The sequence below is a fragment of the Rhizobium sp. NZLR11 genome (assembly GCF_019685115.1).
In the GTDB taxonomy this organism is placed as follows: domain Bacteria; phylum Pseudomonadota; class Alphaproteobacteria; order Rhizobiales; family Rhizobiaceae; genus Rhizobium.
Genome location: NZ_JABDWD010000023.1, coordinates 1 through 23,575, shown reverse-complemented (window position 1 = coordinate 23,575; position 23,575 = coordinate 1). Strand labels below are relative to the sequence as shown.

25 protein-coding genes are annotated in these 23,575 nt (G+C 61.0%); 10 read left to right on the top strand and 15 right to left on the bottom strand.

The genetic code is table 11. The annotated features are described in order from the left end of the window. Positions 1 to 4: 4 nt before the first annotated feature. Positions 5 to 787, top strand: coding sequence for a pyrroline-5-carboxylate reductase (locus tag HJB83_RS28625; RefSeq protein ID WP_221117206.1), 783 nt, complete (start codon positions 5 to 7; stop codon positions 785 to 787). Positions 788 to 833: 46 nt separating this feature from the next. Here HJB83_RS28625 and HJB83_RS28620 read toward each other — a convergent pair whose 3' ends face one another. Next, a complete protein-coding gene (locus HJB83_RS28620) occupies positions 834 to 1,382 on the bottom strand; it encodes a cupin domain-containing protein (RefSeq protein WP_207584548.1) in 549 nt (182 codons plus the stop codon). A 142-nt stretch (positions 1,383 to 1,524) separates the two neighbouring features. Here HJB83_RS28620 and HJB83_RS28615 point away from each other — a divergent pair, with 142 nt between their 5' ends. Then, the gene (locus tag HJB83_RS28615) at positions 1,525 to 2,859 is read left to right on the top strand and encodes an aspartate aminotransferase family protein (RefSeq protein ID WP_207584547.1); all 1,335 of its coding nucleotides are present in this window, start codon (positions 1,525 to 1,527) and stop codon (positions 2,857 to 2,859) included. Positions 2,860 to 2,938: 79 nt separating this feature from the next. Here the strand turns inward: HJB83_RS28615 and HJB83_RS28610 are convergent, their stop codons facing one another. From HJB83_RS28610 to alr, 3 genes are all read right to left on the bottom strand, one after another. After that, positions 2,939 to 3,958, bottom strand: coding sequence for an AraC family transcriptional regulator (locus HJB83_RS28610; protein ID WP_221117205.1), 1,020 nt, complete (start codon positions 3,956 to 3,958; stop codon positions 2,939 to 2,941). 82 nt (positions 3,959 to 4,040) lie between these two features. After that, positions 4,041 to 5,291 carry a D-amino acid dehydrogenase gene (locus HJB83_RS28605; RefSeq protein ID WP_221159695.1) on the bottom strand — a complete coding sequence of 417 codons (1,251 nt, stop codon included), beginning with the start codon at positions 5,289 to 5,291 and terminating at the stop codon, positions 4,041 to 4,043. A gap of 30 nt (positions 5,292 to 5,321) precedes the next feature. Continuing rightward, the gene (alr, locus tag HJB83_RS28600; RefSeq protein ID WP_221133066.1) at positions 5,322 to 6,455 is read right to left on the bottom strand and encodes an alanine racemase; all 1,134 of its coding nucleotides are present in this window, start codon (positions 6,453 to 6,455) and stop codon (positions 5,322 to 5,324) included. A gap of 130 nt (positions 6,456 to 6,585) precedes the next feature. Here alr and HJB83_RS28595 point away from each other — a divergent pair, with 130 nt between their 5' ends. Continuing rightward, on the top strand, positions 6,586 to 7,050 hold the full coding sequence (locus HJB83_RS28595; RefSeq protein WP_207584543.1) for an Lrp/AsnC family transcriptional regulator: 465 nt from the start codon (positions 6,586 to 6,588) through the stop codon (positions 7,048 to 7,050). 290 nt (positions 7,051 to 7,340) lie between these two features. Next, on the top strand, positions 7,341 to 7,859 hold the full coding sequence (locus HJB83_RS28590) for a hypothetical protein (protein ID WP_221133065.1): 519 nt from the start codon (positions 7,341 to 7,343) through the stop codon (positions 7,857 to 7,859). 87 nt (positions 7,860 to 7,946) lie between these two features. Here the strand turns inward: HJB83_RS28590 and HJB83_RS28585 are convergent, their stop codons facing one another. Further along, entirely contained in the window at positions 7,947 to 9,593 is a 1,647-nt protein-coding gene (locus tag HJB83_RS28585; RefSeq protein ID WP_221159694.1) for a sensor histidine kinase, read from the bottom strand. 143 nt (positions 9,594 to 9,736) lie between these two features. Between HJB83_RS28585 and HJB83_RS28580 the strand changes: the two genes are divergently transcribed. Continuing rightward, complete coding sequence (locus tag HJB83_RS28580; RefSeq protein WP_221133064.1) at positions 9,737 to 11,044, top strand: GGDEF domain-containing protein; 1,308 nt, start codon at positions 9,737 to 9,739, stop codon at positions 11,042 to 11,044. 34 nt (positions 11,045 to 11,078) lie between these two features. Here HJB83_RS28580 and HJB83_RS28575 read toward each other — a convergent pair whose 3' ends face one another. Further along, positions 11,079 to 11,279: a hypothetical protein gene (locus HJB83_RS28575; RefSeq protein WP_207584539.1), complete on the bottom strand. Its 201-nt coding sequence runs from the start codon at positions 11,277 to 11,279 to the stop codon at positions 11,079 to 11,081. A gap of 213 nt (positions 11,280 to 11,492) precedes the next feature. Here HJB83_RS28575 and HJB83_RS28570 point away from each other — a divergent pair, with 213 nt between their 5' ends. The 3 genes from HJB83_RS28570 (at position 11,493) to HJB83_RS28560 (ending at position 14,498) form a co-directional block, all read left to right on the top strand. Beyond that, complete coding sequence (locus HJB83_RS28570; protein ID WP_207584538.1) at positions 11,493 to 12,185, top strand: GntR family transcriptional regulator; 693 nt, start codon at positions 11,493 to 11,495, stop codon at positions 12,183 to 12,185. 76 nt (positions 12,186 to 12,261) lie between these two features. Beyond that, positions 12,262 to 13,149 (top strand): dihydrodipicolinate synthase family protein, encoded by an 888-nt coding sequence (locus HJB83_RS28565; RefSeq protein WP_221133063.1) that lies wholly within the window; start codon positions 12,262 to 12,264, stop codon positions 13,147 to 13,149. A gap of 8 nt (positions 13,150 to 13,157) precedes the next feature. Continuing rightward, positions 13,158 to 14,498 carry an FAD-binding oxidoreductase gene (locus HJB83_RS28560; protein WP_221133078.1) on the top strand — a complete coding sequence of 447 codons (1,341 nt, stop codon included), beginning with the start codon at positions 13,158 to 13,160 and terminating at the stop codon, positions 14,496 to 14,498. Positions 14,499 to 14,519: 21 nt separating this feature from the next. On the opposite strand, the gene HJB83_RS28555 is transcribed toward HJB83_RS28560, so the two are convergent. From HJB83_RS28555 to HJB83_RS28520, 8 genes are all read right to left on the bottom strand, one after another. Beyond that, positions 14,520 to 15,554 (bottom strand): L-idonate 5-dehydrogenase, encoded by a 1,035-nt coding sequence (locus HJB83_RS28555; protein WP_207584536.1) that lies wholly within the window; start codon positions 15,552 to 15,554, stop codon positions 14,520 to 14,522. Between the two features lie 10 nt (positions 15,555 to 15,564). Then, positions 15,565 to 16,971, bottom strand: coding sequence for a TRAP transporter large permease (locus HJB83_RS28550; RefSeq protein WP_207584535.1), 1,407 nt, complete (start codon positions 16,969 to 16,971; stop codon positions 15,565 to 15,567). 4 nt (positions 16,972 to 16,975) lie between these two features. Continuing rightward, entirely contained in the window at positions 16,976 to 17,548 is a 573-nt protein-coding gene (locus HJB83_RS28545; protein WP_221133062.1) for a TRAP transporter small permease, read from the bottom strand. 58 nt (positions 17,549 to 17,606) lie between these two features. Next, positions 17,607 to 18,581 (bottom strand): sialic acid TRAP transporter substrate-binding protein SiaP, encoded by a 975-nt coding sequence (locus tag HJB83_RS28540; protein WP_221117197.1) that lies wholly within the window; start codon positions 18,579 to 18,581, stop codon positions 17,607 to 17,609. Between the two features lie 28 nt (positions 18,582 to 18,609). Next, positions 18,610 to 19,368 (bottom strand): FadR/GntR family transcriptional regulator, encoded by a 759-nt coding sequence (locus HJB83_RS28535; RefSeq protein ID WP_207584532.1) that lies wholly within the window; start codon positions 19,366 to 19,368, stop codon positions 18,610 to 18,612. 391 nt (positions 19,369 to 19,759) lie between these two features. After that, a complete protein-coding gene (locus HJB83_RS28530; protein ID WP_221133061.1) occupies positions 19,760 to 20,536 on the bottom strand; it encodes a molybdopterin-binding protein in 777 nt (258 codons plus the stop codon). Beyond that, positions 20,533 to 21,375, bottom strand: a complete 843-nt coding sequence (locus HJB83_RS28525) for a cytochrome b/b6 domain-containing protein (protein ID WP_221133060.1) — start codon at positions 21,373 to 21,375, stop codon at positions 20,533 to 20,535. The genes HJB83_RS28530 and HJB83_RS28525 overlap by 4 nt, the downstream gene beginning before the upstream one ends. Before the next feature lie 148 nt (positions 21,376 to 21,523). Further along, positions 21,524 to 21,772 carry a pentapeptide MXKDX repeat protein gene (locus tag HJB83_RS28520; RefSeq protein ID WP_221117195.1) on the bottom strand — a complete coding sequence of 83 codons (249 nt, stop codon included), beginning with the start codon at positions 21,770 to 21,772 and terminating at the stop codon, positions 21,524 to 21,526. Positions 21,773 to 21,958: 186 nt separating this feature from the next. Between HJB83_RS28520 and HJB83_RS28515 the strand changes: the two genes are divergently transcribed. Continuing rightward, the gene (locus HJB83_RS28515) at positions 21,959 to 22,507 is read left to right on the top strand and encodes a sigma-70 family RNA polymerase sigma factor (protein WP_207584528.1); all 549 of its coding nucleotides are present in this window, start codon (positions 21,959 to 21,961) and stop codon (positions 22,505 to 22,507) included. Further along, a complete protein-coding gene (locus HJB83_RS28510; RefSeq protein WP_207584527.1) occupies positions 22,504 to 23,148 on the top strand; it encodes an NrsF family protein in 645 nt (214 codons plus the stop codon). The genes HJB83_RS28515 and HJB83_RS28510 overlap by 4 nt, the downstream gene beginning before the upstream one ends. 44 nt (positions 23,149 to 23,192) lie before the next feature. Here HJB83_RS28510 and HJB83_RS28505 read toward each other — a convergent pair. Then, positions 23,193 to 23,575, bottom strand: a 383-nt coding sequence (locus HJB83_RS28505) for a hypothetical protein (RefSeq protein ID WP_221133059.1), incomplete at its 5' end; no start/stop codon positions are given.

Sequence of the window (23,575 nt, the reverse complement as noted above, 5' to 3'; positions counted from 1 at the left end):
TTAGATGAAGATCGACAGAATCGGATTTGTCGGCACCGGCGCCATCACCGAAGCGATGGTTCGTGGGCTACTGGCCGAACCGGCCTATGCCGCCGAGATTCACGTTTCGCCACGAAGCGCCCATATCGCCGAGGGCCTGGCGGCCGAATTCGCCGCCGTGACGATCGCCCGCGACAATCAGGATGTCGTCGCGCGCAGCGACATGGTGTTTCTGGCGATACGGCCGCAGATCGCCGAGGAGGTCGTGCGGGAACTTTCGTTCAGGAATGGCCAGATGGTCGTCAGCCTCGTCGCGGCGACGGAGCGCCAAGCCCTGCTCGAATGGATCGGCGCCGATGTCAGCCTCCTGCAGGCGATACCCCTGCCCTTCGTCGCACACCGGCAAGGTGTGACCGCCGTCTATCCCCCGGATGCCACGGTTGCGGCGCTGTTTGACACGCTCGGAACGGCCGTCCAATGCCAGTCCAGGAAGGAATATGATCTCCTCGCAGCCGCAAGCGCCGTCATGTCGACCTACTTCGGCATCATGGAATCGGTTGCCGGCTGGCTGGAAAAAAGCGGGCTCGAAAGGGCGAAGGGACAGGCCTACATAGCCCCGCTCTTCGCAGGCCTGGCGCAGAAGGCGAGCGGAGCCGGCGCCGAGCCGTTCAGTGCGCTGAGCCGCGAATTCGCCACCAGGGGAGGACTGAACGAGCAGGTTCTTTCCGACTTCGACAAGAAGGGCGGCGTTGCCGCACTTACCGCAGCACTCGACGGGGTGCTCGCCCGCATCGAGGGCAAAGGCTAGAGCATGATGCCGAAAGGTTTAAGCGGTTTTCGGACGACATCCTGTTCTAAAAAGTTGGTGGCGTGCAGGCGCTGATGACGTCGCAAGGTACAGGCCCGACACAGCGGAACCGATGCGGTCGCCGGCTCTCGAAATAATAGGCATCGCCCGGCCCGAGGATACGCCGCTCGTCGTCGACGGTCACCTCAAGCCTTCCCGAGAGTACGATCCCGCCCTCCTCTCCCTCGTGGACAAGCGGAATCTTTCCGGTGTCGGCGCCTGGCTGGTAGCATTCCTTGAGCATTTGCAGGCTGCGCCCGAACAAGTTCTCCCCAACCTGCCTGTAGGAGATGGCGCCCTTGCCGATCTCAACCAGTTCCTCGGCCGCATAGAAGGCCTTCCTTGGACGCTCAGGCTCAAAGGCGAAGAATTCCGCCAGACCGATCGGGATCCCGTCCAGAATTCTCTTCAAAGCCCCGACCGAGGGGTTGGAGGCGTTCGATTCTATCAGCGAAATCGTCGAATTCGGCACTCCCGTACGCTTGGCAAGTTCACGCTGCGAAAGCTTGCGGGCGATACGGAGATGGCGAAGGCGGTTGCCGATATCGACTGACATGGTGCGGTCCGTTTATGTTGTCCAGAATATCGAAAAGACTACCTTCTCGTCTATTTAATTTCAATGACTTGTGCCGACTGAGAAAAGGACTTGTTTGACAAGAAGAAATTGCCATGCTCGGCGGCAATCACAGGAGGCCAGCATGGACCAGATCAGCAAAACCAACGCGCCCGTACTCGATAATTTCTGGATGCCGTTCACCGCGAACCGGCAATTCAAGGCGACGCCGCGCCTTCTGGCGGCCGCGGAGGGCATGTATTACACCGATGTCGATGGAAATCAGGTGCTTGACGGCACCGCCGGGCTCTGGTGCTGCAATGCCGGCCACGGCCGCAGGAAGATCTCCCAGGCGGTCGAGCGGCAGCTTGCGACGCTCGACTATGCCCCGACCTTCCAGATGGGCCATCCGATCGCCTTCGACTTCGCCGCGAAGCTGGCTGCGAACGCGCCAGGCGGCCCGGAAGCCAAGCTCGACAGGGTCTTCTTTACAGGCTCTGGTTCGGAATCGGTCGATACGGCGCTGAAGATCGCCATCGCCTACCAGCGTGCGATCGGCCAGGGCACGCGTACGCGGATCATCGGGCGCGAGAAGGGATATCACGGCGTCGGCTTTGGCGGCATTTCCGTCGGCGGCCTCGTCAACAACCGGCGGGTCTTTCCGCAGATACCGGCCGACCATATGCGCCATACGCTCGACGTCGAGCGCAATGCGTTTTCGAAGGGCCTTCCTGCCCACGGCGTGGAACTGGCCGACGATCTGGAACGCCTGGTGCAACTGCACGGCGCCGAAACCATCGCCGCCGTCATCGTCGAGCCGATGTCGGGATCGGCGGGCGTGGTCCTGCCGCCGAAGGGCTATCTGGAAAAGCTGCGTGCAACCGCCGACAAGCACGGCATCCTGCTGATCTTCGACGAGGTCATCACCGGCTTCGGCCGCCTCGGCACGCCTTTCGCGGTCGATTATTTCGGCGTCGTGCCCGATCTCGTCACCACGGCAAAGGGCCTCACCAACGGTGCAATCCCGATGGGCGCGGTCTTTGCCAGCCGCAAGATCTATGACGGCCTGATGGTAGGCCCGGAAAATGCGATCGAGCTCTTCCATGGCTATACCTATTCCGGCCATCCGGTCGCCTGCGCAGCCGGCCTCGCGACCCTCGAAATCTATGAGGAGGAGGGGCTATTGTCCCGTGCATCCGAGCTTGCCGAATACTGGCAGGAGGGCCTCCATTCGCTGAAAGGCCAGCCTCATGTCGTCGATATCCGCAATCTCGGTCTGGTGGGCGCGGTCGAACTGGCGCCCCGTGACGGGGCACCGGGAACCCGCGGTTACGACATCTTCGTCGACTGCTTCAACAAGGGCCTGCTGATCCGCGTGACCGGCGACATCATCGCGCTCTCGCCACCGCTCATCATCGAGAAAAACCAGATCGACACGATCGTTTCGACCCTCGGCGATGCACTGAAGCGCGCCGCATAGACCTGCATCCGGCGTCCCCCGTCAGCGATCGGACATTTAGTCCATCGCCGACGGAACCATCCGGCCGCCGACGTGGAACTCAGCGCTTCAAGGTCTGCGACGGCAGTTGACCGAAACGCTTCTTATATTCAGCTGAAAATCGCCCGAGATGGGTAAACCCCCATCTGAGCGCGATGTCGGCGACGGCCTGTTTCAGGCCGGATTCGAGCAAATCGCGATGGGCGGCAAGCATCCTGAGTTCATGCAGGTAGGCCATCGGAGTGGTATCCCTGAACTGCCGGAAACCCTGTTGCAAGGTCCGAACGCTGACCTCGGCTGCGGTCGCGATGTCGCTCAGCGAAATCGGCTCGGCGATATGTTCCCGCATGAAGTCAATGGCCCATTTCACATGGCGTGGAGCGGGCGCCGGAGCGGGGAGCGCGAGTGCCTCCGAATAGCGATGGGGACAGGTCTCCAGCAGCAGATAGATCGTCGCGTCGCAGAGCGCGTTCAGAGCCAGCGGCGACTGTCGCAGCGGCCCGTCGCGGTTCAGCCCGCGATGGAGGTTCACGGCCAGTTGCTGCAACACAAGTCCCGAACCGGTCGTCAGGTCGATAATGGGATGAAAATCGGTGTCACCGATGATCGTTCGCTCAAACATATGCGTCAGCTGCCTGTTGATCCTCGCTTGATCGATGAACAGACCGAGATGATGGCGCGGGCCGACTAGGCGGGCACCCGAGGCGCGGCCTGCCCCGAGAATGGTACCGCAACCGGGAACCGAATGGATCTGCTCCTTCCCCGCATGGAAGACGGCGTTTCCCTCCATCGGCAGGAATATGATCACCTTGCCGCTGGGTGCCTCCCGCCTGATCGAGATCGTGCCTTCGTAGGCGCATTCGGCTATGGCCAGATCTTCCGTCGAGACGAAATTGCAGCGGTAGGCGATGGGCGCGTCAGCCTGAGCCGCAGCCTTGATCGGGGAGTTCGGCGTCGACAATATTTCCGAGAGTGCGTCCGGGTCCGTCCCGCTGAAGGCCGTCTCCCAAAACGACGGACTCTGCCTCGCCGGATCGTGGAGGAAGCTGCCATTGACGGGGTTATGGGAACGACCGGACATTCATGACCTCGAAGACAATGCCCATCGGTGATAAGCGATTTGCGCAATCAATTCTCTTCATTTAGCGCCGTCGGATGAGGTTTCAGCCGTAGCGATTGATTGCGAGATCCCGAGCGTCGATCTCAGGCGTGCGGCCGCCGACCAGATCGCTGATCAACCGCGCCGAACCGGTGCTCATCGTCCAGCCGAGCGTACCGTGGCCGGTATTGAGGAAGAGGCCGATGATCTTTGTCGGACCGATGACCGGCGTGCCATCCGGCGTCATCGGGCGCAGGCCGGACCAGAAGGACGCTTTGGAAACATCGCCGCCGGGGAAAAGGTCGGTCACGGAATGCTCCAGCGTGCTGCGGCGGGCCAGGCCGAGATCGTTGGTATAGCCTGAGATTTCAGCCATGCCGCCGACCCGGATCCGGTCGCCGAGCCGGGTGATCGCAATCTTGTAAGTCTCGTCCATGACGGTCGATTCCGGTGCGCGCGACGCGTCAGTGATCGGGATAGTGAGCGAGTAACCCTTGACGGGATAGACCGGCAGGCTGATGCCGAAGGGCTTGAGCAGCAGCGGCGAATAGCTGCCGAGCGCAACCACCACCGCATCCGCACTCATCCGTTCACGATCGGTGATAACGCCGCGCACGCGGCCGGCCTCGACATCCAGTGCTTTGATCGTCGTCCCGTAAACGAATCGGACACCAAGCGCTTCGGCCTTCGCGGCCAGCGCATTGGTGAATATGAAGCAGTCACCGGTCTCGTCCTTCGGCGTCAGCAGGCCGCCGACGATCTTGTCGCGCACGTGCTTCAATGCCGGTTCGAAGCGGATGCAGCCGTCCCGGTCCAGCACTTCATAGGGAATGCCGTCGGCGGCCAGCGCCTTGACATCCTTTGCCGAGGCATCAAGCTGCTGCTGCGTGCGGAACAGTTGCAGGGTTCCCTGCATGCGTTCGTCATAGGCGATGCCGGTTTCTGCGCGAAGCTCGGCCAGCGCGATGCGGCTGTAATCTGCAAGGCGCAGCATGCGGCTCTTGTTGATTGCATAGCGCTCGGAGGTGCAGTTCGACAACATCCTTGCCATCCAGGAGAGCATGGCCATGTCGAGTTTCGGGCGCAGGACGAGCGGCGCATGTTTCATGAACAGCCACTTGATGGCTTTGGCAGGAATGCCGGGCGCTGCCCATGGCGAGCAATAGCCGAAAGAGACTTCGCCGGCATTGGCAAAGCTCGTCTCCAGCGCCGGACCTTTCTGCCGGTCGACGACCGTGACCTCATGGCCTGATTTAGCCAACTGATAAGCGGATGTGATGCCGACAATGCCGGCCCCCAGAACGATGACTTTCATGATCTTCCCAATGATGCAGCCGGCGGGCTCTCAGCGATATTGCCTGTGATAACGATCGCCCAGACCGGTTAGGATTTCGTAAGATACAGTGCCGGCGTCGCCGGCGATGTCCTCGAGCGTCTGGCTGGGGCCGAGCACTTCGACAAGGCTGCCGAGGCTCAGCGCGCCTTCCGGCAATGCCGATATGTCGACGGTCGTACTGTCCATCGACACGCGGCCGACGATTGGCAGGCGGATACCGTTGAAATAGACGGCGCCGCGATCGCTGAGGCTGCGCGGCAGGCCGTCGGCGTAGCCCGCGGCAATGGTGGCGAGACGCATTTCCCCTCGCGTGACATGCGCGCCTCCGTAACCGACTTTCGCGCCGGATGGTACAGTGCGCGTCTGCACGACGGCGACATCAAGGTTGACGACCGGTTCCATCGGGTTCTCGACGCTGGAGTTCGGAGCGCCGCCATAAAGGGCGATGCCGGGGCGAGCGAGCACGTCGTGACAGGCCCGGCCCAGGAACACGCCGCCGGAATTGGCGAAGGAGATATCGTAGCCGGGAAATTCGTCGGCAATGCGCGACATTTCGGCAAATTGCTCGCCGTTCTGCTCGCTCCCCACGTCGTCGGCTGAAGCCAGATGGCTCATGATGAACAGGATTTCGACGCTGCTGGCTTCGCCAAGGGCCACCGCCAGCTCGGTTCGCTCCTCCTCGGGAAAACCGAGCCGCGACATGCCGGTGTCGAATTGCAGCACGGCAGGCAGGCAGCGCTTCAGCATGCGCGCTGCCGTCGCCCATTGCCGCCACTGGGCCAGCGAGTTGAGAACCGGGACGATGCCCATCTCGGCGCAGGCGATCTCGTTGCCCGGCTGCAAGCCGTTCAGCACGAAAATCTGAGCGTCGCGCGCAAGGGCCGGCCGCAACCTGACGGCCTCGACGAACTGGGCGACGAAGAAATGCCTGCAGCCGTGATCATAGAGTGTTTGGGCGACCCGTTCGGCGCCGAGGCCGTAGGCGTCGGCCTTGACAACGGCCCCCGAGCGAACCGGCGCCAGCACCGATACGAGCTTACGGTAGTTACGGCCGAGCGCTGCCAGATCGATTGTCAGATAGCCCGTCGCACCCTGCATGGCCGGGACGGTGCGGGTGCGGGAAACCAAAATGTCGCTATCCATATCGACCCCTTATCCATTTGCCACCCGGAGTCTATGAAATAATGAGCGAAATTGCTCATCATTTCGTCGCATGATCTTGCACAATTTATCTATTATCCGCATAATCAGCTAAAAATTGGAATGAACAATCATGTCCGCCCTCGACGCTACCGATCGCAATATTCTGAGACTGCTGCGCCTCGATGCCCGCATGAGCAATGCCAAGCTCGCAGCAGAGATCGGCCTTTCTCCATCGGCCTGCCTCCGGCGCATCAAGATCATGGAAAAATCAGCCGTGATCCGCGGGTATACGGCGCTGGTGGACACCGGCAATGCGGATGAGATGATCGCCGTGATCATCAACATCACCCTCGAACGGCAGACGGAGGACCATCTCGACCGCTTCGAGGCGGCGGTCCGCCGGCATCCTGAGATCCGCGAATGCTTTCTGATGACGGGCGGTTCCGACTATCTCCTGCGCGTGGAGGTCGCCAGTCCGGGCGAATTCGAGCGGATCCATAAGGAAATACTATCGACCCTGCCGGGCGTTCTCAGAATTCATTCCAGTTTCTCGATCCGCAATGTTCTGGCGACGCGCACGAGGGGCAGGCGGTGAATCACACCGCGCTGGTCGAAATGCACAACGCACCTCCCTCTCCTTATTACTCAACGGTTTCAGGCGGAAGAGGAATAGCGGCCACCGTGCCTTTCCCGGTATGCGTGTTCTCGACAGCCGGCATGACCCAATTTATCGTATCCCATAGAAGTCGACCCGATTGACGCCGCAATGCGGCAAGGGCACCGACCTTCACCGCAAACGTGGCACGCCCATTCAAAGGCATGAGCCTTGTCGGAACAATCGGCCGCATCATCGGTTCGGGAGAGCGCTTAACCGGGGAGGCTTTCATGCGTGCGGCTCTGATTGCTGCCATATTCTCGCTGTCGTGCCTGCCTGACACCGCAAAGGCGTCGGAGACAGGGTTTTTGCGATCCTTGGCAGGCGATTGGCACGGGACCGGGATGGTGCTCACCAAGATCGGCGGCACAAACCTCAATGTCTCCTGTTCGCTCCGATCCGACGCCAGTGAATCCGCTGTGTCGATGAACGGGAAATGTCGCGGCCTTGCGGTTTTCACAAGAGCTTTCTCGGCCAATGTAAAGGTATTGGGACAGCGTTACACCGGCAGCTACATCGGACCATCGGGACAGCCATCCAAACTGGTGGGCAGCAGGCAGGGCGACGCGCTCAATCTTCGCGTGACCTGGGCTCGCGTGGTCAATGGCGACCGGAACGCAATATTGATGATCGAAAAAATCGGACAGGATAGGCTCCGACTGCAGACGGTCGATCGAGACCCGGCGTCAGGCCAATCCGTAGTAACGAGCCGCATCGATCTCCAACGTCCTACTTCAGCGGGAAGATAGGGAGGCAGTCGGGAGTATTGGCGTGGTCAGCTTCAACCCGCTCATGCTTCCCGGCATATCTGCTCGACTGATATCCCTGTCTGGACTTTACCTTCCGCCTCCAGGTCCCCCGGTTGAGAAGACAACTTCGAAGACGAGCCCTTCGGGCCTGTAGTCCGACCTGGATTGCGTCCGCGCCTTGGAGGAAAAGGCCCGCTCTATAAGGACGGAGCCGAAGCCTCTTTTCGTCGGCATCGACACCGCCGGGCCGCCGGTTTCCGTCCAGACGAGAAGGACGCGCCCATCATCGTGCCTCCACTCGATGGCCACGGTTCCCTGCTCGCCTCCGAGGCTCCCGTACTTCGTCGCATTGGTCGCCAACTCGTGGAGCACGAGTGAAAGCGGCAGGGCGATGTCGGCGGGAAGAACCACGTCGGGGCCAGCCAGACGAATGCGTTCCTCCGAGGCAATGTGCGCCCGCAAGGCGGCGGAGATGATCTCCCGGATGGGCGCGGCCGATCCCTCCCGCGACAGGATCAGATCATATGTGCCGGCAAGCGCCGCCAGCCTTTCGGCAAAGGCGTTGTAGCTTTCCGGATTGGCGCGCGAGAAGGTCTGCCGGGCGATTGCCTGAACGAGGGTGAAGCCATTCTTGACCCGGTGCGCCATTTCGCGGACGAGCAGAGTTCGCTCCTCCTCGGCCTGCTCGTTCTGGCGTCTGCGCTCGTCGAGTTCGTCGAGCAGCCGATCGAAGGTAGCGCCGACGACTTCCAGCTCGTCCGGCCCCGTCATGCCGGTGCGCGCCGTCGTCTGGCCGCTGCGCCACTTCTCCATCACCTCTGCTATCCTGGAGATCGGCAGGAGGATGAAGCGGTTGCCGATGAAGATCGCGGCGAGGAAGGCGAAAAGCGCGCCGCCGATGATGGCGAGCGTATTCATCAGCGTCGCCCGGTTGATCGGCGCAAAAGCCTCCGGTTTCGAGAAGCCGGCACTGACATAGAGGGGACTGGCAGGCAGGGCTATCGGGCGATAGCCGAGAACGCTCGTTGTTCCATCCTTGCCTGTAATCTCGACCACGTCGGGCTGCTCGGCATGGACCAGGCGCTGGTATTCCTCGGATATGACAGTGCCGACGAACTGCTCCGGAAGGGGAACGTGCGCGACAACGGTTCCCTTGCCGTCGGCTATGGTCACCTCGTTACCGGGCGCGACGCCACGCTCGGTGATGCGGTTCTGCAGCCAGTCCACCCGGATCCCGCTGACGATGACGGCCTTGACGGTCTCGCCTTCCATCAAAGGCATCGCAAGCGGCAGGACGGGGCGGTCGGTTAGGCGGCTCTGCGTGTAGGTCCCGACGGAAAAGTCTTTGGTTTCCAGCGTCTGCTGGAAGTAATCGCGATCGGAGAATACCACGCCGTCCGGAAAGGCCATGCTGCCGCAGACGGGCCGTCCATCAAGGCCGACGACGAAGATGGTGCGAATGTTCGGAATGCTTTCGGCGACCGACTTGAGCGCCTCGTTGCAAGCCTGGACATCGAGGTGGCGGACCGAAGGCATGGCGGACACGGACACCAGAAGGGCGTGCAGCCCCTCCACGATCCGTTCTACTTCCGAGGATGCTTGTCTGGCCGCCTCCGCCGCGGATGCGCGCATCTCTTCGTTGCGCTGATTGCGAAGCGCGACTTCGTTGTAGGCGAGCATCGCAACCACCGGCGCGAGCGCCGCGACCGCAACTGCAACCAGCTTGAGTCTCATCCTGTTCCCTCTCGGACAAGGGTTCGTAGCACGATCTGGCCCAGATCACGCGGGCTAACTTGTTTACAAAATATCAACGCACGAATCCGGCCGTCGGCGCGCAAGCCTTGCCGACCTTTCGATCGCGGCTAGATAATCCAAGGATGATTGATGCCAAAAGCATGCCTTCCGAAGGTTCTGCAGCCGGGTCTTGCTCGTCGCGGCCGCTGACTGGCGCGATGGCGGATGAGGTCGAACGTCTTTTGTCCGGCCGAACCCGTGATATCAGGCTGTCAGGAGATCTGCGCCGCCGATTCGACGAAAAGTCATGGCGACAGACGGCGAAGGTCATCCGTTCCTGGATGATCTGGGTGGCATTCGTCGATGTTCTGACGCTGGCGCTGAACGCTATTCTGCTTCCTCACCCAGTCGTCCTGTCGATGGTCGCTCCCGCCTGCCTTTTGCCGCCGGCGGCAGTATTTACGGCGATCGTTTGGAGCAAGCCGCGCGCCGCAACGGTTCAGCGAGCGTCGCTGCTTGCGGGAATGTCTCTCATTCTTCTCTCGGTGGCACTCGTCGGCGTTTTTGCCGGAGGGGAGTTTTACGAACGGCATTTGAACATCATGCTGTTCGTCGCAACGAGTGCAATCACCATCTTCAGCGTGCCGCTGGCGTGGACAATCGCGATCGCCTGTTATGCCGTCTGCCTTTATTTTATCCTTCAATGGCATAACCCGATCTTGGAAGCGGGCAGCGTCGTCGCCGCGACGCTGTTCTTTTCCTGCGGTATTATCGCGACCGTGGTTGCCCGGCGGACGATGAACATCCTGGCGCAAAAGACATTTCTGCTGGATTGCAGGGATCGGCGCCGGGTCGCGGAGCTTGCCGATGCAAATGCAAGGTTGGAGCGGCTGGCCAGAACCGATCCGCTGACGGGAATTGCCAATCGCCGCTGGATGATGGAAACGCTCGAGGGTCTGTGGCGCGACGGTCGTGAAACCGGCGTCGTCGCAGCCATGCTCATGTGCGACATTGATCACTTCAAGGCGCTCAATGATAAGCTCGGCCATGGCGAGGGCGACCGCTGCCTCGTCAAGGTTGCCGGCATCATCCAGAGCTGCGTGCGAGCCGATCGCGACCTCGTCTCGCGCCATGGCGGCGAGGAATTTTTAATCGTGCTTCCGGATGCCGAAGAAGAAGAGGCAGTCGGGGTTGCAAAGCGAATACGCGAGAGCGTGGAAGCCGCCGCCCTTCCAAACCCCTCCTCCGGTGTCGGCCCTTCCGTGACGCTCAGCGTCGGAGTAGCCTTGAAATCGGCTCTCGATACCGACATTTCACTGACCAACCTCCAGCACCAGGCCGACATGGCGCTTTATCGCGCTAAGGAGGCGGGACGCAACCAGGTCTGCGTCTTTCGTCGGCCGCAACAGGCTGCGCTATCCGCCGCCGAGCAGATCGCCGCCCGACGCTAGAACGGGAATCCCAGTGGCCAACGGCTGATCGACGTCATCGGATCACCAGGATTGCAACCATGGCGACTGCCGAGGCGAGGCCCGCGGCGTTGAGCCCGAACATCAGATATTCCGCCGCTTTTTGTCGGGGATGACCGGGCTCCACGTTTCCGAAGACGGCCGTCAACCCGCCTGCGATCCAGCTCGCCAATGTCAGGGCACCGAGAAGAAGCGCCCACTGCGTTGCTGTATCCATGTCCTGCTCCAATGCGGATACACGCCAGGCAGGGAAATGCTGCTGCGCGGGTTGATCGGTAACACGCGGGGTCCGTTTTTGTTTCCCGGCGGTAACGCACTTTGTTGTGAGCACCCTTAGGCAGCAGGCATGAGAGATTGAGCGACGAAGACTTGACGTGCGCCTAATGTCTACATAATGTCTTCAAAAGAAATTATATAGACGAGCAACATTATGAATGCCATCGCCGCCCCGGACCGTAAATCCAGCCTCGAACTCGCCTTGCGCAGACGCATCCTGACGATGGAACTGCCTCCCGGTGCGGTGCTTGATGAAGTGGCCCTGAGCGAAGAGTTCGGGCTGTCGCGACCGCCGGTGCGCGAGCTGATGCGGCAGATGGCTGGCGAAGGTTATATCGAGCTTGAGACGAACCGCGCCGCGCGCGTCAGCTCGATGAGCTACCACTCCCTGCGCGACTTCTTCCTGCTTGCGCCGATGATCTACATTACCGCCAACAAGCTTGCGGCGGAAAACCGGACGAAAGCAGAACTCGAGATTCTCAAAAACACACAGCGCGCCTTCCGCAAGGCGGTCGACGACTGCGATGTCGAGGGCCGGGTGTTCTTCAATGACCAGTTCCACCGGCAAGTCGGCGAGATGGCTCACAATGTCTACGTGGTCCCAAGCCTGCGCCGCCTGCAGATCGACCATGCTCGCATCGGAAAGATCTTCTACAAGCATCCAAATACGCCACGCATGCAGGAAGAACTCGAACTGGCGACGGATCAGCACGACGAGATGATCGAGGCCATTGAGCGGCGCGACGCCGAAGCCTCCGGGGAATTGGCGCGGCTTCACCTCGAACTGTCCCGGCGGAACATGGCCATGTACGCGGCCCCTGAGGGAATGGAAGCGCCGACCCTCTAGGCCGACCAAGATCAATACACGCAGCTCAAGACAACCTAGCTCGAACTTTCGGCCTAACGCAACGGGATTTCACTCCATGACAGCCTTTCCGTTTCCAGGACTCAATCTCGCAATCACCACCCCGTTCGACGATGCCGGCCGCATCGACTACGGGCGGCTCGAAGTCAATGTCGAGCGCTATCTCGCGGCCGGGGTCCGCAGCTTTCTGTTCAGCTCCGGGACCGGAATGCACGTCTATCTCTCCAAGCAAGAATCCGAGGAACTGATCGCCCGTGGCGTGAAACTCGTCAACGGCCGTGCGAAGGTGATTGCCCAGACCTCGGCGCTGCTGGTGGAAGACGTCGTGGAGCGGACCGCCCGGGCGCGTGATGCCGGGGCCGAAGGCGTCATGGTGCTTCCGCCCTTCTTCGAAGGGCCGACCGACGACCAGGGCATTCTCGATTTCTACGCCGAAGTTGCTAAGGCCGGCCTACCCGTCATTGGTTACAATGTGCCGCAGACGGTTGGCGTCGCGATCACGCCGGAACTCCTCAATAGGCTGAATGAAATTCCAGGCTTCTGCGCCGTCAAGGACAGCAGCGGAGACCTAGGGAAACAGGCGGCACTCATCCGCACCGGCCGTTTCGTCATGAACGGCGCTGACCCCCTCGTTCCCTATGCACTCTATGCCGGCTGCGACGGTTTGATCTGGGGCGGAGCGAACTTTGCGCCGCGCACTTCTGTCGCCCTCGTCGAGGCGGCAGCACAGTGCAAATGGGATGAGGTGCGCGCGCTCTGGAAAATCCTGGAGCCGTCGATGGGGCTGATCTGGGAAGGCGATTACGTGCAATCCGTCTATGTAGCCGCCGAGCTCATCGGCTACGGCGCCGGCGCGCCGAGAAAGCCGCTGCGGGCGCTCGATCCGGAAAAGCTTCCAGCCCTCCGGCGCTCCCTGGAAATGCTCATGGAGCGAGAAGCGATTTGACCGAGACCATGGCCGCCAAGAACATCTTCGTCGCATCGAAGTTTCCGAAACGCGCCGGCGTTTCTGGCTGGGTGGCCACACTTCCGCCACGCACGCCTCGACCCGCATTGGGCGAAGCGATCAGCGTCGACGTCGCGATCATCGGTGGTGGTTTTGCCGGCCTATCCGCGGCCCACCGGATCTCGCGGCTCGACCCGGCCGCCCGGGTGGCCGTTCTCGAAGCGGGCATTGTCGGCGAGGGACCGGCGGGAGCCAATTCGGGCTTCATCATCGACCTTCCGCACGAGGTTTCCTCGGCCGATTTCAGCGGCGAGTCCGAAGGCAAGTTCCGCGACTCCGTGCTCTTGCAGCGTTCGGCGATCGCTTTGGCGACTGAGCTGGCCGCTGAGAACGGCTGGGGAAAGGCGCTGTTCGATCCGTGCGGCCGCTACAGCGTCGCGATGAGCACGGAAGGCGATAAGCATCTCGAGACCTATTCGATGCAGCTTTCCAGGATGGGCGAAGCGCATCGCCTGCTGAAGGCAGCGGAAATCGAAGCAGTGACGGGTTCGAAGGCCTTCACATCAGGTCTATTCTCGCCGGGCACGATCATCATCCAGCCGGCCGCCTATATCGGAGCGGTGGCCGATTGTCTGAAGGAGCCGGTGAAGCTTTTCGAGCAGACGCCGGCTCTCTCCTTCGAGCGCTCCGGCGACGGCTGGCTGGTGAAGACACCAAAGGGAAGCGTGCAGGCGGGGAAGATCATCCTGGCCAATAATGGCCATGCGGAGAGCTTCGGCTTCTTCCGCGGGCGCCTGCTCCATGTCTTCACCTACGCATCTCTGACGGAGGAATTCGATCCGGCAAGGCTCGGCGGCGACCGGAAATGGGCGGCGACTCCGGCGCTGCCGATGGGAACGACCGTTCGGCGCATCAACACCGACGGCGGCGACCGGATCCTGGTGCGCTCGCGCTACAGCTACAATCCGAGCATCGAAATCAGCAATGCCGCCATCCAGAGCGCCGGCCGCCTGCACGACGGCAAATTCTCCCACCGTTTCCCGACGCTTGCCGGCGTCGGCATGCAGTATCGCTGGGCAGGCGCGATGGCGCTGACACGCAACCATGTACCGGCCTTCGGGGAAATCGAACGGGGTGTTTTCGCAGCCTGCGGCTGCAACGGCCTCGGGGCGTCGAACTCGACCGCCGCCGGCATCGCCGCGGCCGAACGCGTGCTTGGGCATCAATCTGAACTCGGTCGCGTCTTTAGCCGACTGGCCGAACCGGTTTCGCTGCCGCCGCGGCCGCTGACGACGATCGGCGCCAGGGTTCATCTGGCCTATCGCGAATGGCGTGCGGGAGCGGAATGACAGCGTGCCGGCGCCACACCGCTAAAACGTAAGCTGTACCTTACAGGCGGCACTGCGGTCACCAGCAAGAACGAAAGCTGCCATGGCCTGTTCGAGCGGCAGGCTGTGGCTGATGATCGGCCGTATGTCGATCGTGCGGCTCGCGATCAGGTCGACCGCGGTGGCGAATTCCTCGTGGAAGCGCTGCGTGCCGTGGATGTGAAGCTCCTTGCCGACAATGGCATTGAGAGGAATCGGAATCTCTCCCGTTACGCCGACCTGCACGATCGTGCCGCGCGGCCTGATGGCGGCGATGGCGCTGCGGATCGCCGGGGCGGCGGCGGAGCATTCGAAAACGAGATCGAAATAGCCCTTCCCCGCCTCGAATTCCCCAAGCGCTGCGGCATCCCGGGAAACGTTGATCGTCCGGCTGGCACCCATCGCCTTGGCCCTCTCCAGCGCCGCGTCCGCCAGATCGGTCACCACGATCTCGGCTGCACCGTGATAAGCGGCAACGGCGACCATCAAGGCGCCGATCGGGCCGGCTCCGGTGACGAGGACACGTTTGCCGGTGATATTGCCGGCGCGCGATGCGGCGTGCAGGCAGACCGAGAGGGGCTCGCTGCAGGCCGCTTCCGCGGCGGTCGTCGCGGCCCCCACGTCGAAGCACTGCCTGGCCGGCACCACCAGCCACTCGCGGAACATGCCCTGCTCATGCGGCAATCGCATCGCGCTACCCATGAAGCGCATTTCAAGGCAGTGGATCGGCAAGCCCTGCTGGCAATACTCGCAATGTCCGCAAGGCTGGCTCGGATTGACCGCCACCAGCGTGCCGGCCTTGAGATCGACGCCCTCGCCTGCCTGGCTCACGGTTCCCGAGGCCTCGTGGCCCGGTATGATCGGCTCGCGAACCCTGACAGGTCCGAAGCCGCCATCCTGATAATAATGCAGATCGGAGCCGCAGATGCCTGCGGCGGCCATTTTGAGAAGCACCTCGCCTGAACCGGGGACCGGAACGGTGTCGGTTTCTATCCTGAGATCGCCCTTTTGGTAAAGCCGTGCCAGACGTGTCTGCATTGTATCCCTCCTATCTCAGCAGCCCGAGCTGCTCCGGCAGCCAAAGCGATACCGAGGGCACGAAGGTGATCAGGATCAGCGCCAGGAAAAGCGGCACCAGCCAGGGCAGGATCGCCATCGTCGTGCGTTCGACCGAGAGTTTCGCGACCCTCGACAGCACGAAAAGCACCATGCCGAGCGGCGGGTGTAGCAGGCCGATCATCAGGTTCAGCGTCATGATCAGGCCGAATTGAACCGGATCGATGTCGAACTTCGCGACGATCGGCAGCAGGATCGGCACGAGGATTGTGATCGCCGCGATCGTATCCAGGAAGCAGCCGACGAAGAGCATCAGCAGGTTCACGAGGATCAGGAACACCCATTTATTGTCGGTGATCGACAGGATCGCATCGGACAACAGTGCTGCGGCCTGGCTCACCGTCAGCAGCCATGCGAAGACCGAGGCCGCGGTAACGATGAAGAGAACGGATGCCGTCGTCTCGATCGTATCGAAGCTTGCCTTGGCAAGCGTCGAGAACGTCATCGTGCGGTAGCGCACAAGGCCGAGAAATAACGACCAGAGGACGGCTGCGACGGCGGCCTCCGTCGGCGTGAACCAGCCCATCGTCATGCCGCCGATCAGAATGACCGGGGTCATCAGCGCCATGACGGCGGAAAAGCGGAAATGCCAGTCGAGCGCCAGAAGCACGAGAAGAGCAATGCCCGCCGCCGCGTTCATCGATAGCCCGGCGCGCATCATCAAATAGATTGTTACAGGCACCAGCAGGACGACGACGATTTCCATTCCGGCCGACAGCAGCTCGCGCATATTAAACGGCGCGTCCGAGCCCCATCGCTTCCAATAGGCAAAGGCGGCGACGGTGATCATCATCAGCAACGTCATGACAATGCCGGGCAGGATGCCGGCCATGAAAAGTGCGCCGATCGAGACGTTCGCCATCATGCCGTAAATCACGAAAGGCAGCGACGGCGGGAAGATCGGCCCGAGCGTTGCCGACGCCGCCGTCACGCCAACCGCGGCCTCGACCGGATAGCCGTGGTCCTTCATCGCCTTGATCTCGATCGTGCCGATACCGGCCGCATCGGCAAGTGCGGTGCCCGACATGCCGGAGAAGATGACGGAACCAATGATATTGACCTGCGCCAGCCCGCCCTTCATCCAACCGACGAGCGCAACCGCAAAGGAATAGATGCGGCCTGTGACACCCGCCGAATTCATCAGGTTGCCCGCCAGAATGAAGAACGGCACGGCGAGGAGGGGGAAGCTTTCGACACCGGCGATCATGCGCTGGGCGACGATGATGTCGGGGGCAACGCCGTAGAGAACGATGTAAAGCACGGACGCGACAGCCATCGAGATTGCGACGGGCACCCCGATCAGCATCAGCACCAGAAACGAGCCAAGAAGCAGCAGCATCGGATCAATCCTCGACGGTCTGGAATTCTTCCGGGCGCTCCAGAACGGAGTAGCCGCGGCGCATATTGGCGATGAAGACGATGACCGCGCGGATCAGCATCAGCACGAAGGCGACGAGAACGGAGTAGAAGACGATGTTGCGCGGCAGCTCGACGGTGACCATCTGCTCGTCGGCGACGATATCGACATAGCGCCACATCAGGTGGCAGCCATAGGCGAAAAAGCCGATGCGAACGATGTCGACGACGGTCGCCAGCACGCGGGCAAGGCCTGCCGGCATATAGTGATAGAACACGTCCACCTGGATATGCCGCGAGGTGCGCACGCACATGACGGCGCCCAGAAAGACGACGCCGATCAGGCAGTTGATCGCGATCTCCTCGGTCCATGCATAGCTGTCGTTCAGCACATAGCGCGTGAAGAACTGCAGGAAGACACAACCCGCCATCAGCCAGAAGACCATTAGCGTGATCCAGTCTTCGATGGCGTAGTCCGACATGTTTGCGGTCGGCGCGTGGCCTTCGAATTCGTGACCGATTTCCTCGGCCGTGATTTGCGTGTGTATTTCTTGCGACATGATCGGCCTTGTTCCGGTTGGGGAAGAAGGGCGCGGCGGCTAACGCCGCGCCCTGGCTTTACTGGATCGCGCGGATTGCTTCCCAATCGGCTTTCTCGTAGCCGAAGTCCTCGAACTTGACCTTTTCCATCACGGCCTTCTCGAAATCGCCCTTATCGACCTCGGCAACGTTCAGCCCCTTTTCCCTAAAGGTCGCAATCAGGCTGTTTTCCTTGCCGGCGATCGTCTTGCTCGTGCGCTCGGCGGCTTCCTGCATGACGTCGCCGAAGATCTTTTTGTCTTCGTCGGACAGGCTCGCCCACCGCGTCTTCGAGATCACGGTGTTGAGGTGATCGACGATGTGTCCGGTGAGGATGATGTTCTTCTGGACTTCGTAGAACTTCTTCGCCTCGATTGTCGTCAGCGGGTTTTCCTGTGCCTCGACCGTGCCGTTCTGCAAAGCGAGATAGACTTCGGCAAAAGCGATCGGCGTGGTGTTGGCGCCGCAGGCCCGCGGCATGGCGAGATAGGCCGGAACGTCGGGCACCCGGATCTTCAATCCCTGCATATCGGCGCATTTGGCGATCGGCTTGTTCGCAGTTGTGTGGCGCGTGCCGTAATAGCTGACGGCGGCAATGTGGTTGCCGGTTTTATCCTCATAGCCTTTGGCAAGGCGTTTGAAGACATCGCTCTTGGTGTAGGCGATCAAATGATCGGGACCGCGAAAAATATAGGGGAAGTAGGTGACGCCGATCGGCTTGTAGTCGCGTGCGGCAAAGCTCGATCCCGAGATGATGATGTCGACCGTGCCGAGCTTGAGGCCCTGGTTGATATCGGCTTCCTTGCCGAGCTGCGAGGCCGGATAAACCTCGATCTTGTAGCGCCCGTCGGTTCGCTTGTTGATCTCTTCCGCGGCCCAAACGGAATCCGTGTGGAAGGGCTCGGACGTTTCATAGACATGCGCCCATTTCAGCACTGTCTCAGCATGCGCGACCGCCGTCGTCGCCATGATCGCGGCTGCGGTGCAAAGTATCGTTGTCAGTCTGCTCTTCATCGCTCTCTCCTCCGGGCTCAGTTAAGTCTCAAGTCTTGGTCGTTCCTTTCGCAGGCCGCTTGCTGCGGCCGCGCTGCTCCTCTCCCGAAAGCTCCTCCCCGAAGCTCTCGGAAAACCTCTTCTGCGACATGGTGAGATGGGCGCGCATGGCCGCCTTGGCGCCTGCGGCATCGCCGGCGGCGATCGCGTCGCGAATGGTCCGATGTTCGTCGACGGCGCTGCGCCATGTTCCCGGCCCCTCGAAGTGGCTGGCGAGCTTGGCGAAATAAGGCGTCATCCGCATGTCGAACATCTCGCCGGTTACCCGGATCAGCGTCGCATTGCCGACGATCGCGGCAATGCCGGTGTGGAAAGCGCGATCGGCGGCAAGCACCGTGCTCGCATCATTGACGCCGCCGCTCATACGCGTCAGCGCTTCATCGAGCAGGGCGATATCGTCCGGCTTGGCGCAGCCTGCAGCTTCCTCGGCAATCGCGCATTCGATGATGGCGCGCGCCTGCAGCAGCTCGAAAGGCCCCTCCACCGGCTCGCGCTCGCTCCCCGCCACAGTCGCGGCATGCTGGCGCACCACATAGATGCCGGATCCCATACGGATGTTGACGAGGCCTTCGACCTCCAGGACGATCAGCGCTTCGCGGACGGTCGGGCGTGACACCGACAGCTGTTCCGCCAGGTCACGTTCGGCCGGCAACCGCTGACCGACGGCAAGCTCGCCGCTTACGATCATCAATCGAATCTGATCGGCCACCTGCCTATAGAGGCGGCGTGATTCAACAGGCGAAAACATCTTGGGCCTCCTCGGCGCGCTTCTCCTCAAGGCACGCATCTGGTCAACTGGCCTGACCAATTGGCGCATAGGTATCATCGCTGGGGTTGTGCGTCAATCCGTCGCATAAACGTTAAACAGGAAAACCACAGATGGGAACCTTCATGATTTCCAAGGGTCGCGGGCTATAGGGAGAATGCGACGATCGAACAGGATCTGCCGGGGAAGTGACGCCAGACAGGCCGACTATCTGGGAGATGATCGGCCAATGGCGGATAGTGGGGCGATGGCTGATCCCGTCCTCTTGTACCAGGAACGTCATGACGGCTTCGAGCGACGCTCGCAGATCATTGCCACACCCCGGGTGGAATAGATGGGAGGCTCGCCTCGGTTTCAGAGCCCTACCGAGGAGCTATATCCCGGCATACCATTCGTAGCCGCGATCCTCCCAGAATCCGCCATTGCCGCCGTAAAGCCGACCGAGATCCGCGACCGCTTCGATGCGGGTCAGATACTTCGCCTGCTTGTAACCGAGCTGCCGCTCGACTCTGAGCCTCAGCGGCGCTCCATGCGCCACTTCCAGGTCGCGGCCGTTCATCGAATAAGCAAGGATCGTCTGCGGGTGGAAGGCATCGACCAGATCGATACTCTCATAATACCAGCCGGTGCCATCAAGCGACTTTTCGTATTCGTCGGCGCAGTGGAACACGATATAGCGCGCCTCGGGCTTCAGCCCGACCGATTGCAGCAAGGCGCCAAGCGGCAGACCAGTCCATTTGCCGATCGCACTCCAGCCTTCGACGCAGTCGTGGCGGGTGATCTGGGTGTGCGACGGCATCGCCTTCAACTGGGCGAGCGACAGCTGAGCCGGTTTTTCCACCAGTCCGCCGATATCAAGTCTCCAGGTCGAAAACTGCTGGCTCATCCAGTCGAGATATTGCGGGTTGTCAGGCATGCTGGTGCCGTTCGAGCGAAAGACCGGCGAGAGATCCGTCTCGCTGAATTCACGCGCCAGCGCGTTGTCGCCTTGCAGGAAGCGCTGCGCCTTCATGCTGAACCCCTCAGCGATCTTCAGGACCGATTTCGTCCGGTCGCTTTCGACCAAGGCGTCGCAGCCGCTCAATCCCAGCGCGGAGGCAGTCAGGGTCGAACCGATCAGGAAGCGGCGGCGGGTGATGAGGCGGCTCATTGTTCATCTCCCTGTTCGATGGCGAAATAACCGGTGATCATCGAACGCAGATTGTTGAAGACACCCGACAGGATCACCATGGCGACATGCACCAAGACGAAGGCGACGAGCGAGAAGGCAGTGAGAAAATGCAGTGTGCGGGCCGATTGCCGCCCACCGAAGATATCGAGCAGCCAGGGCGCCACGGCATCGAAGCCCGGCGACATGGTCAACCCCGTCGCAACCATCAACGGCAGCAACAGGAAGATCACCAGGAGATAGGTCAGCTTCTGCAGCGTGTTGTAGTGGCGTGCCTCGGCTCCTTTGGGAAAGCGCAGCCGGGCATGGTTGACGACCTCATGGCCGAGATGCGTGAGTGTCAGCTCCGCGCCGGCCGGGGCGAGATCCCGGCGGAAATGCCGGCTGACCAACCCATAGGCGAGATAGACGAGACCGTTGAGGACGAACAACCAGGCAAAAAAGAAATGCCAGTGCCGACCGGTCGACAGATCCTGATAGCTTGGAAGGGTAAGCCAGCTTGGAAAACCCCTCGCTGTCGCCTCGCCGTCGACATTCGAAAGACCGAGCATGCCTGTCGTATCGAAGGTGAACGAACCGACATGCGTCAGCCCCTTCACCTGACTGCCGTCTTCGGTAGCTTCCATGGAGATGAAGGACGGGTCGTTGTCGGCGCCATACTGGCCCCAATAGAGCGCCGGATGTGCATTGAATATCTGCAGGCCGCTGAACAGCAGCACCGTGAGGCACAGCACGTTCACCCAATGCGAAAGGCGCACAGTAAGGCTGTGGCGGTAGATGAGCGTGCGGCCGGTTTGCGTGCCGGCATCGATCGTCGCCATGACTGTTCTCCGGATGAATGGACATTTCGGGACAAGAAGACGCGGCCGCCTACAAATACATAATTCAAAGTGCGACAGCGTCCTTTGCGTCTCTAAAAAGACGCGCGGCGCTGTAGAAAGTTTCAGCAGCCGCGCAGATGCGAAACGCCTACTTCATCGCATCGCAGGTCTTCATCATGTCGGTCTTTTTCATCGCGTCCTTTTCCATGCCGGCCTTGTGCATGCAGTCCTTCTTGGTGCCCGACATCTTCATGGCATCCTTCGACATCTTGCCGCTCTCCATAGTGTCCTTCTTCATCGCATCGGTCTTCATGGCGTCCTCAGCCGATGCGACGCCTGCGAGAGAAAGACCGACGACGAAGGTGCAGGCTGCAAGGCTGGAAAAAAGCTTGGTCATGGAACTCTCCTGAAAATGGATTTTCGTGTCCGCTGGCGGCGTGCCGATGGCTCACATTAAGCTATTCGAGAGAGCGTCGGAATGCGTTACAGCCTCACGTGCATGTGATAGAGCTGTGATGCCGTTACTTTTTTGATCTTCCCTGTAACCGATTGGCCGCTTCTAGCGAATGAACTCTCTGACAGCATGACAACCGCCCATTCGGAAGAAGCCCTGAAAGCATTGATGCTTCTGTCCCTTGACGGGGACGAGGCGGCGTATCGGCGTTTGCTGGCGGCTTTGCGCCTGCTGCTCGTCGGTTATTACAGCCGCAGGATGGCCGCGGCGACGAAAGCGGATATGGAAGACCTGGTCCAGGAGACATTGCTGGCACTGCATTCTCGCCGATCCACCTATGACCGAAGAAGACCGTTCACGGCCTGGTTCTTCTCGATCGCCCGCTACAAGCTGATCGACCATCATCGCGGCCGCGGCGGACGCAGGCTGGCAGAGACCGAGCTTGGCGAGGAAATCGAAAGCGACTTCAGCGAGGATAGCTTGACGGCCCGCATGGACGTCGAGCGGTTGCTCGACGGCTTGCCATTGAGACAACAGGAGCTGATCCGGCTGGTGAAATTGGAGGGCCAGTCGGTTGCCGACACCGCAAACCGCACCGGCCAGTCTGAATCGGCGGTCAAGGTCGGCATCCACCGGGCGCTCAAGGCGCTCGGAGAGAGATTGCGAGGCGCATCGTGACAAAGACGGACGACATCATCGAAAGCCTGGCAAGGGACCTGACGCCGGTGCCGCGCAATTCACTGTGGCAGCACTTTGCGCTCGGCATATTGCCGGCCCTCGGGCTCTCCCTGGTGCTGATGCTGACCATTCTCGGTCCGCGGGTCGATATGCCTGACGTGCTGATGCTGCCGGTCTTCTGGATCAAATCGGCCTATAATGCGCTGATTGCGGTAGCGGCCTTCCTCGCCGTCTATCGGCTCTCCCGACCCGACGGTTCCGAGGGCCGCTTTTTCGGTTGGCTTGCCGTGACCTTCGCCGCCATGGCAGCGGTGGCAGCCGTCCAACTCATCATGGCTCCGACCGAGACTTACCCGGTGCTGATCCTTGGCTCCTCGGCGCTCCATTGCCCGCTGCTGATCCTTGGCTTCGCGATACCTATTTATGCCGGCGCCGTCTGGGCACTGCGCCGTACGGCACCCTCGGATCTGCGGCTGACGGGCTTCGTCGCCGGTATCGCCGCGGGAGCAGCGGGCGCCTGGGTCTATTCCTGGTTCTGCACCGAAAACGGCATGCCCTTCGTGCTGATCTGGTATTCCCTCGGCATCCTGCTCACCGGCGCGCTCGGCGCTTTCACCGGCCCTCGCCTGCTGCGCTGGTAGATCCTTCCCGGCTGGAGATCAGCGATGTGCGAACGACACATGATCTATTGTTTCATCCAATACGAAATCACCCGAATGCTTTCCCGGCTCTTCCATTGCATGGTCAATCTGAAATCAGGCAATTCCCAGAAATGGATACCAAGGCGGCCGACTCTCGTTGGCGTCCCCAATTTCTCCTCCGCATCGGCCAGTGTGCTGGAGAAGCTCAAGTCCTTCCAGATCGGACCCTTATAGCTTTCGTACTCATCCTTATCCCCCCAGAAGGCGCAGTGCGTCAACAGGAACGGACCTTTGCCGTCATGACCTGCCACTGCGAATTTCTTCCAGAATTGATTAGAGTCCGGCCTTACGAAGGACGGACGAATGAAGAAGCAGAGATTTACAGAAGAGCAGATCATCGGTGTGCTGCGTGAGCAGGAGGCTGGCG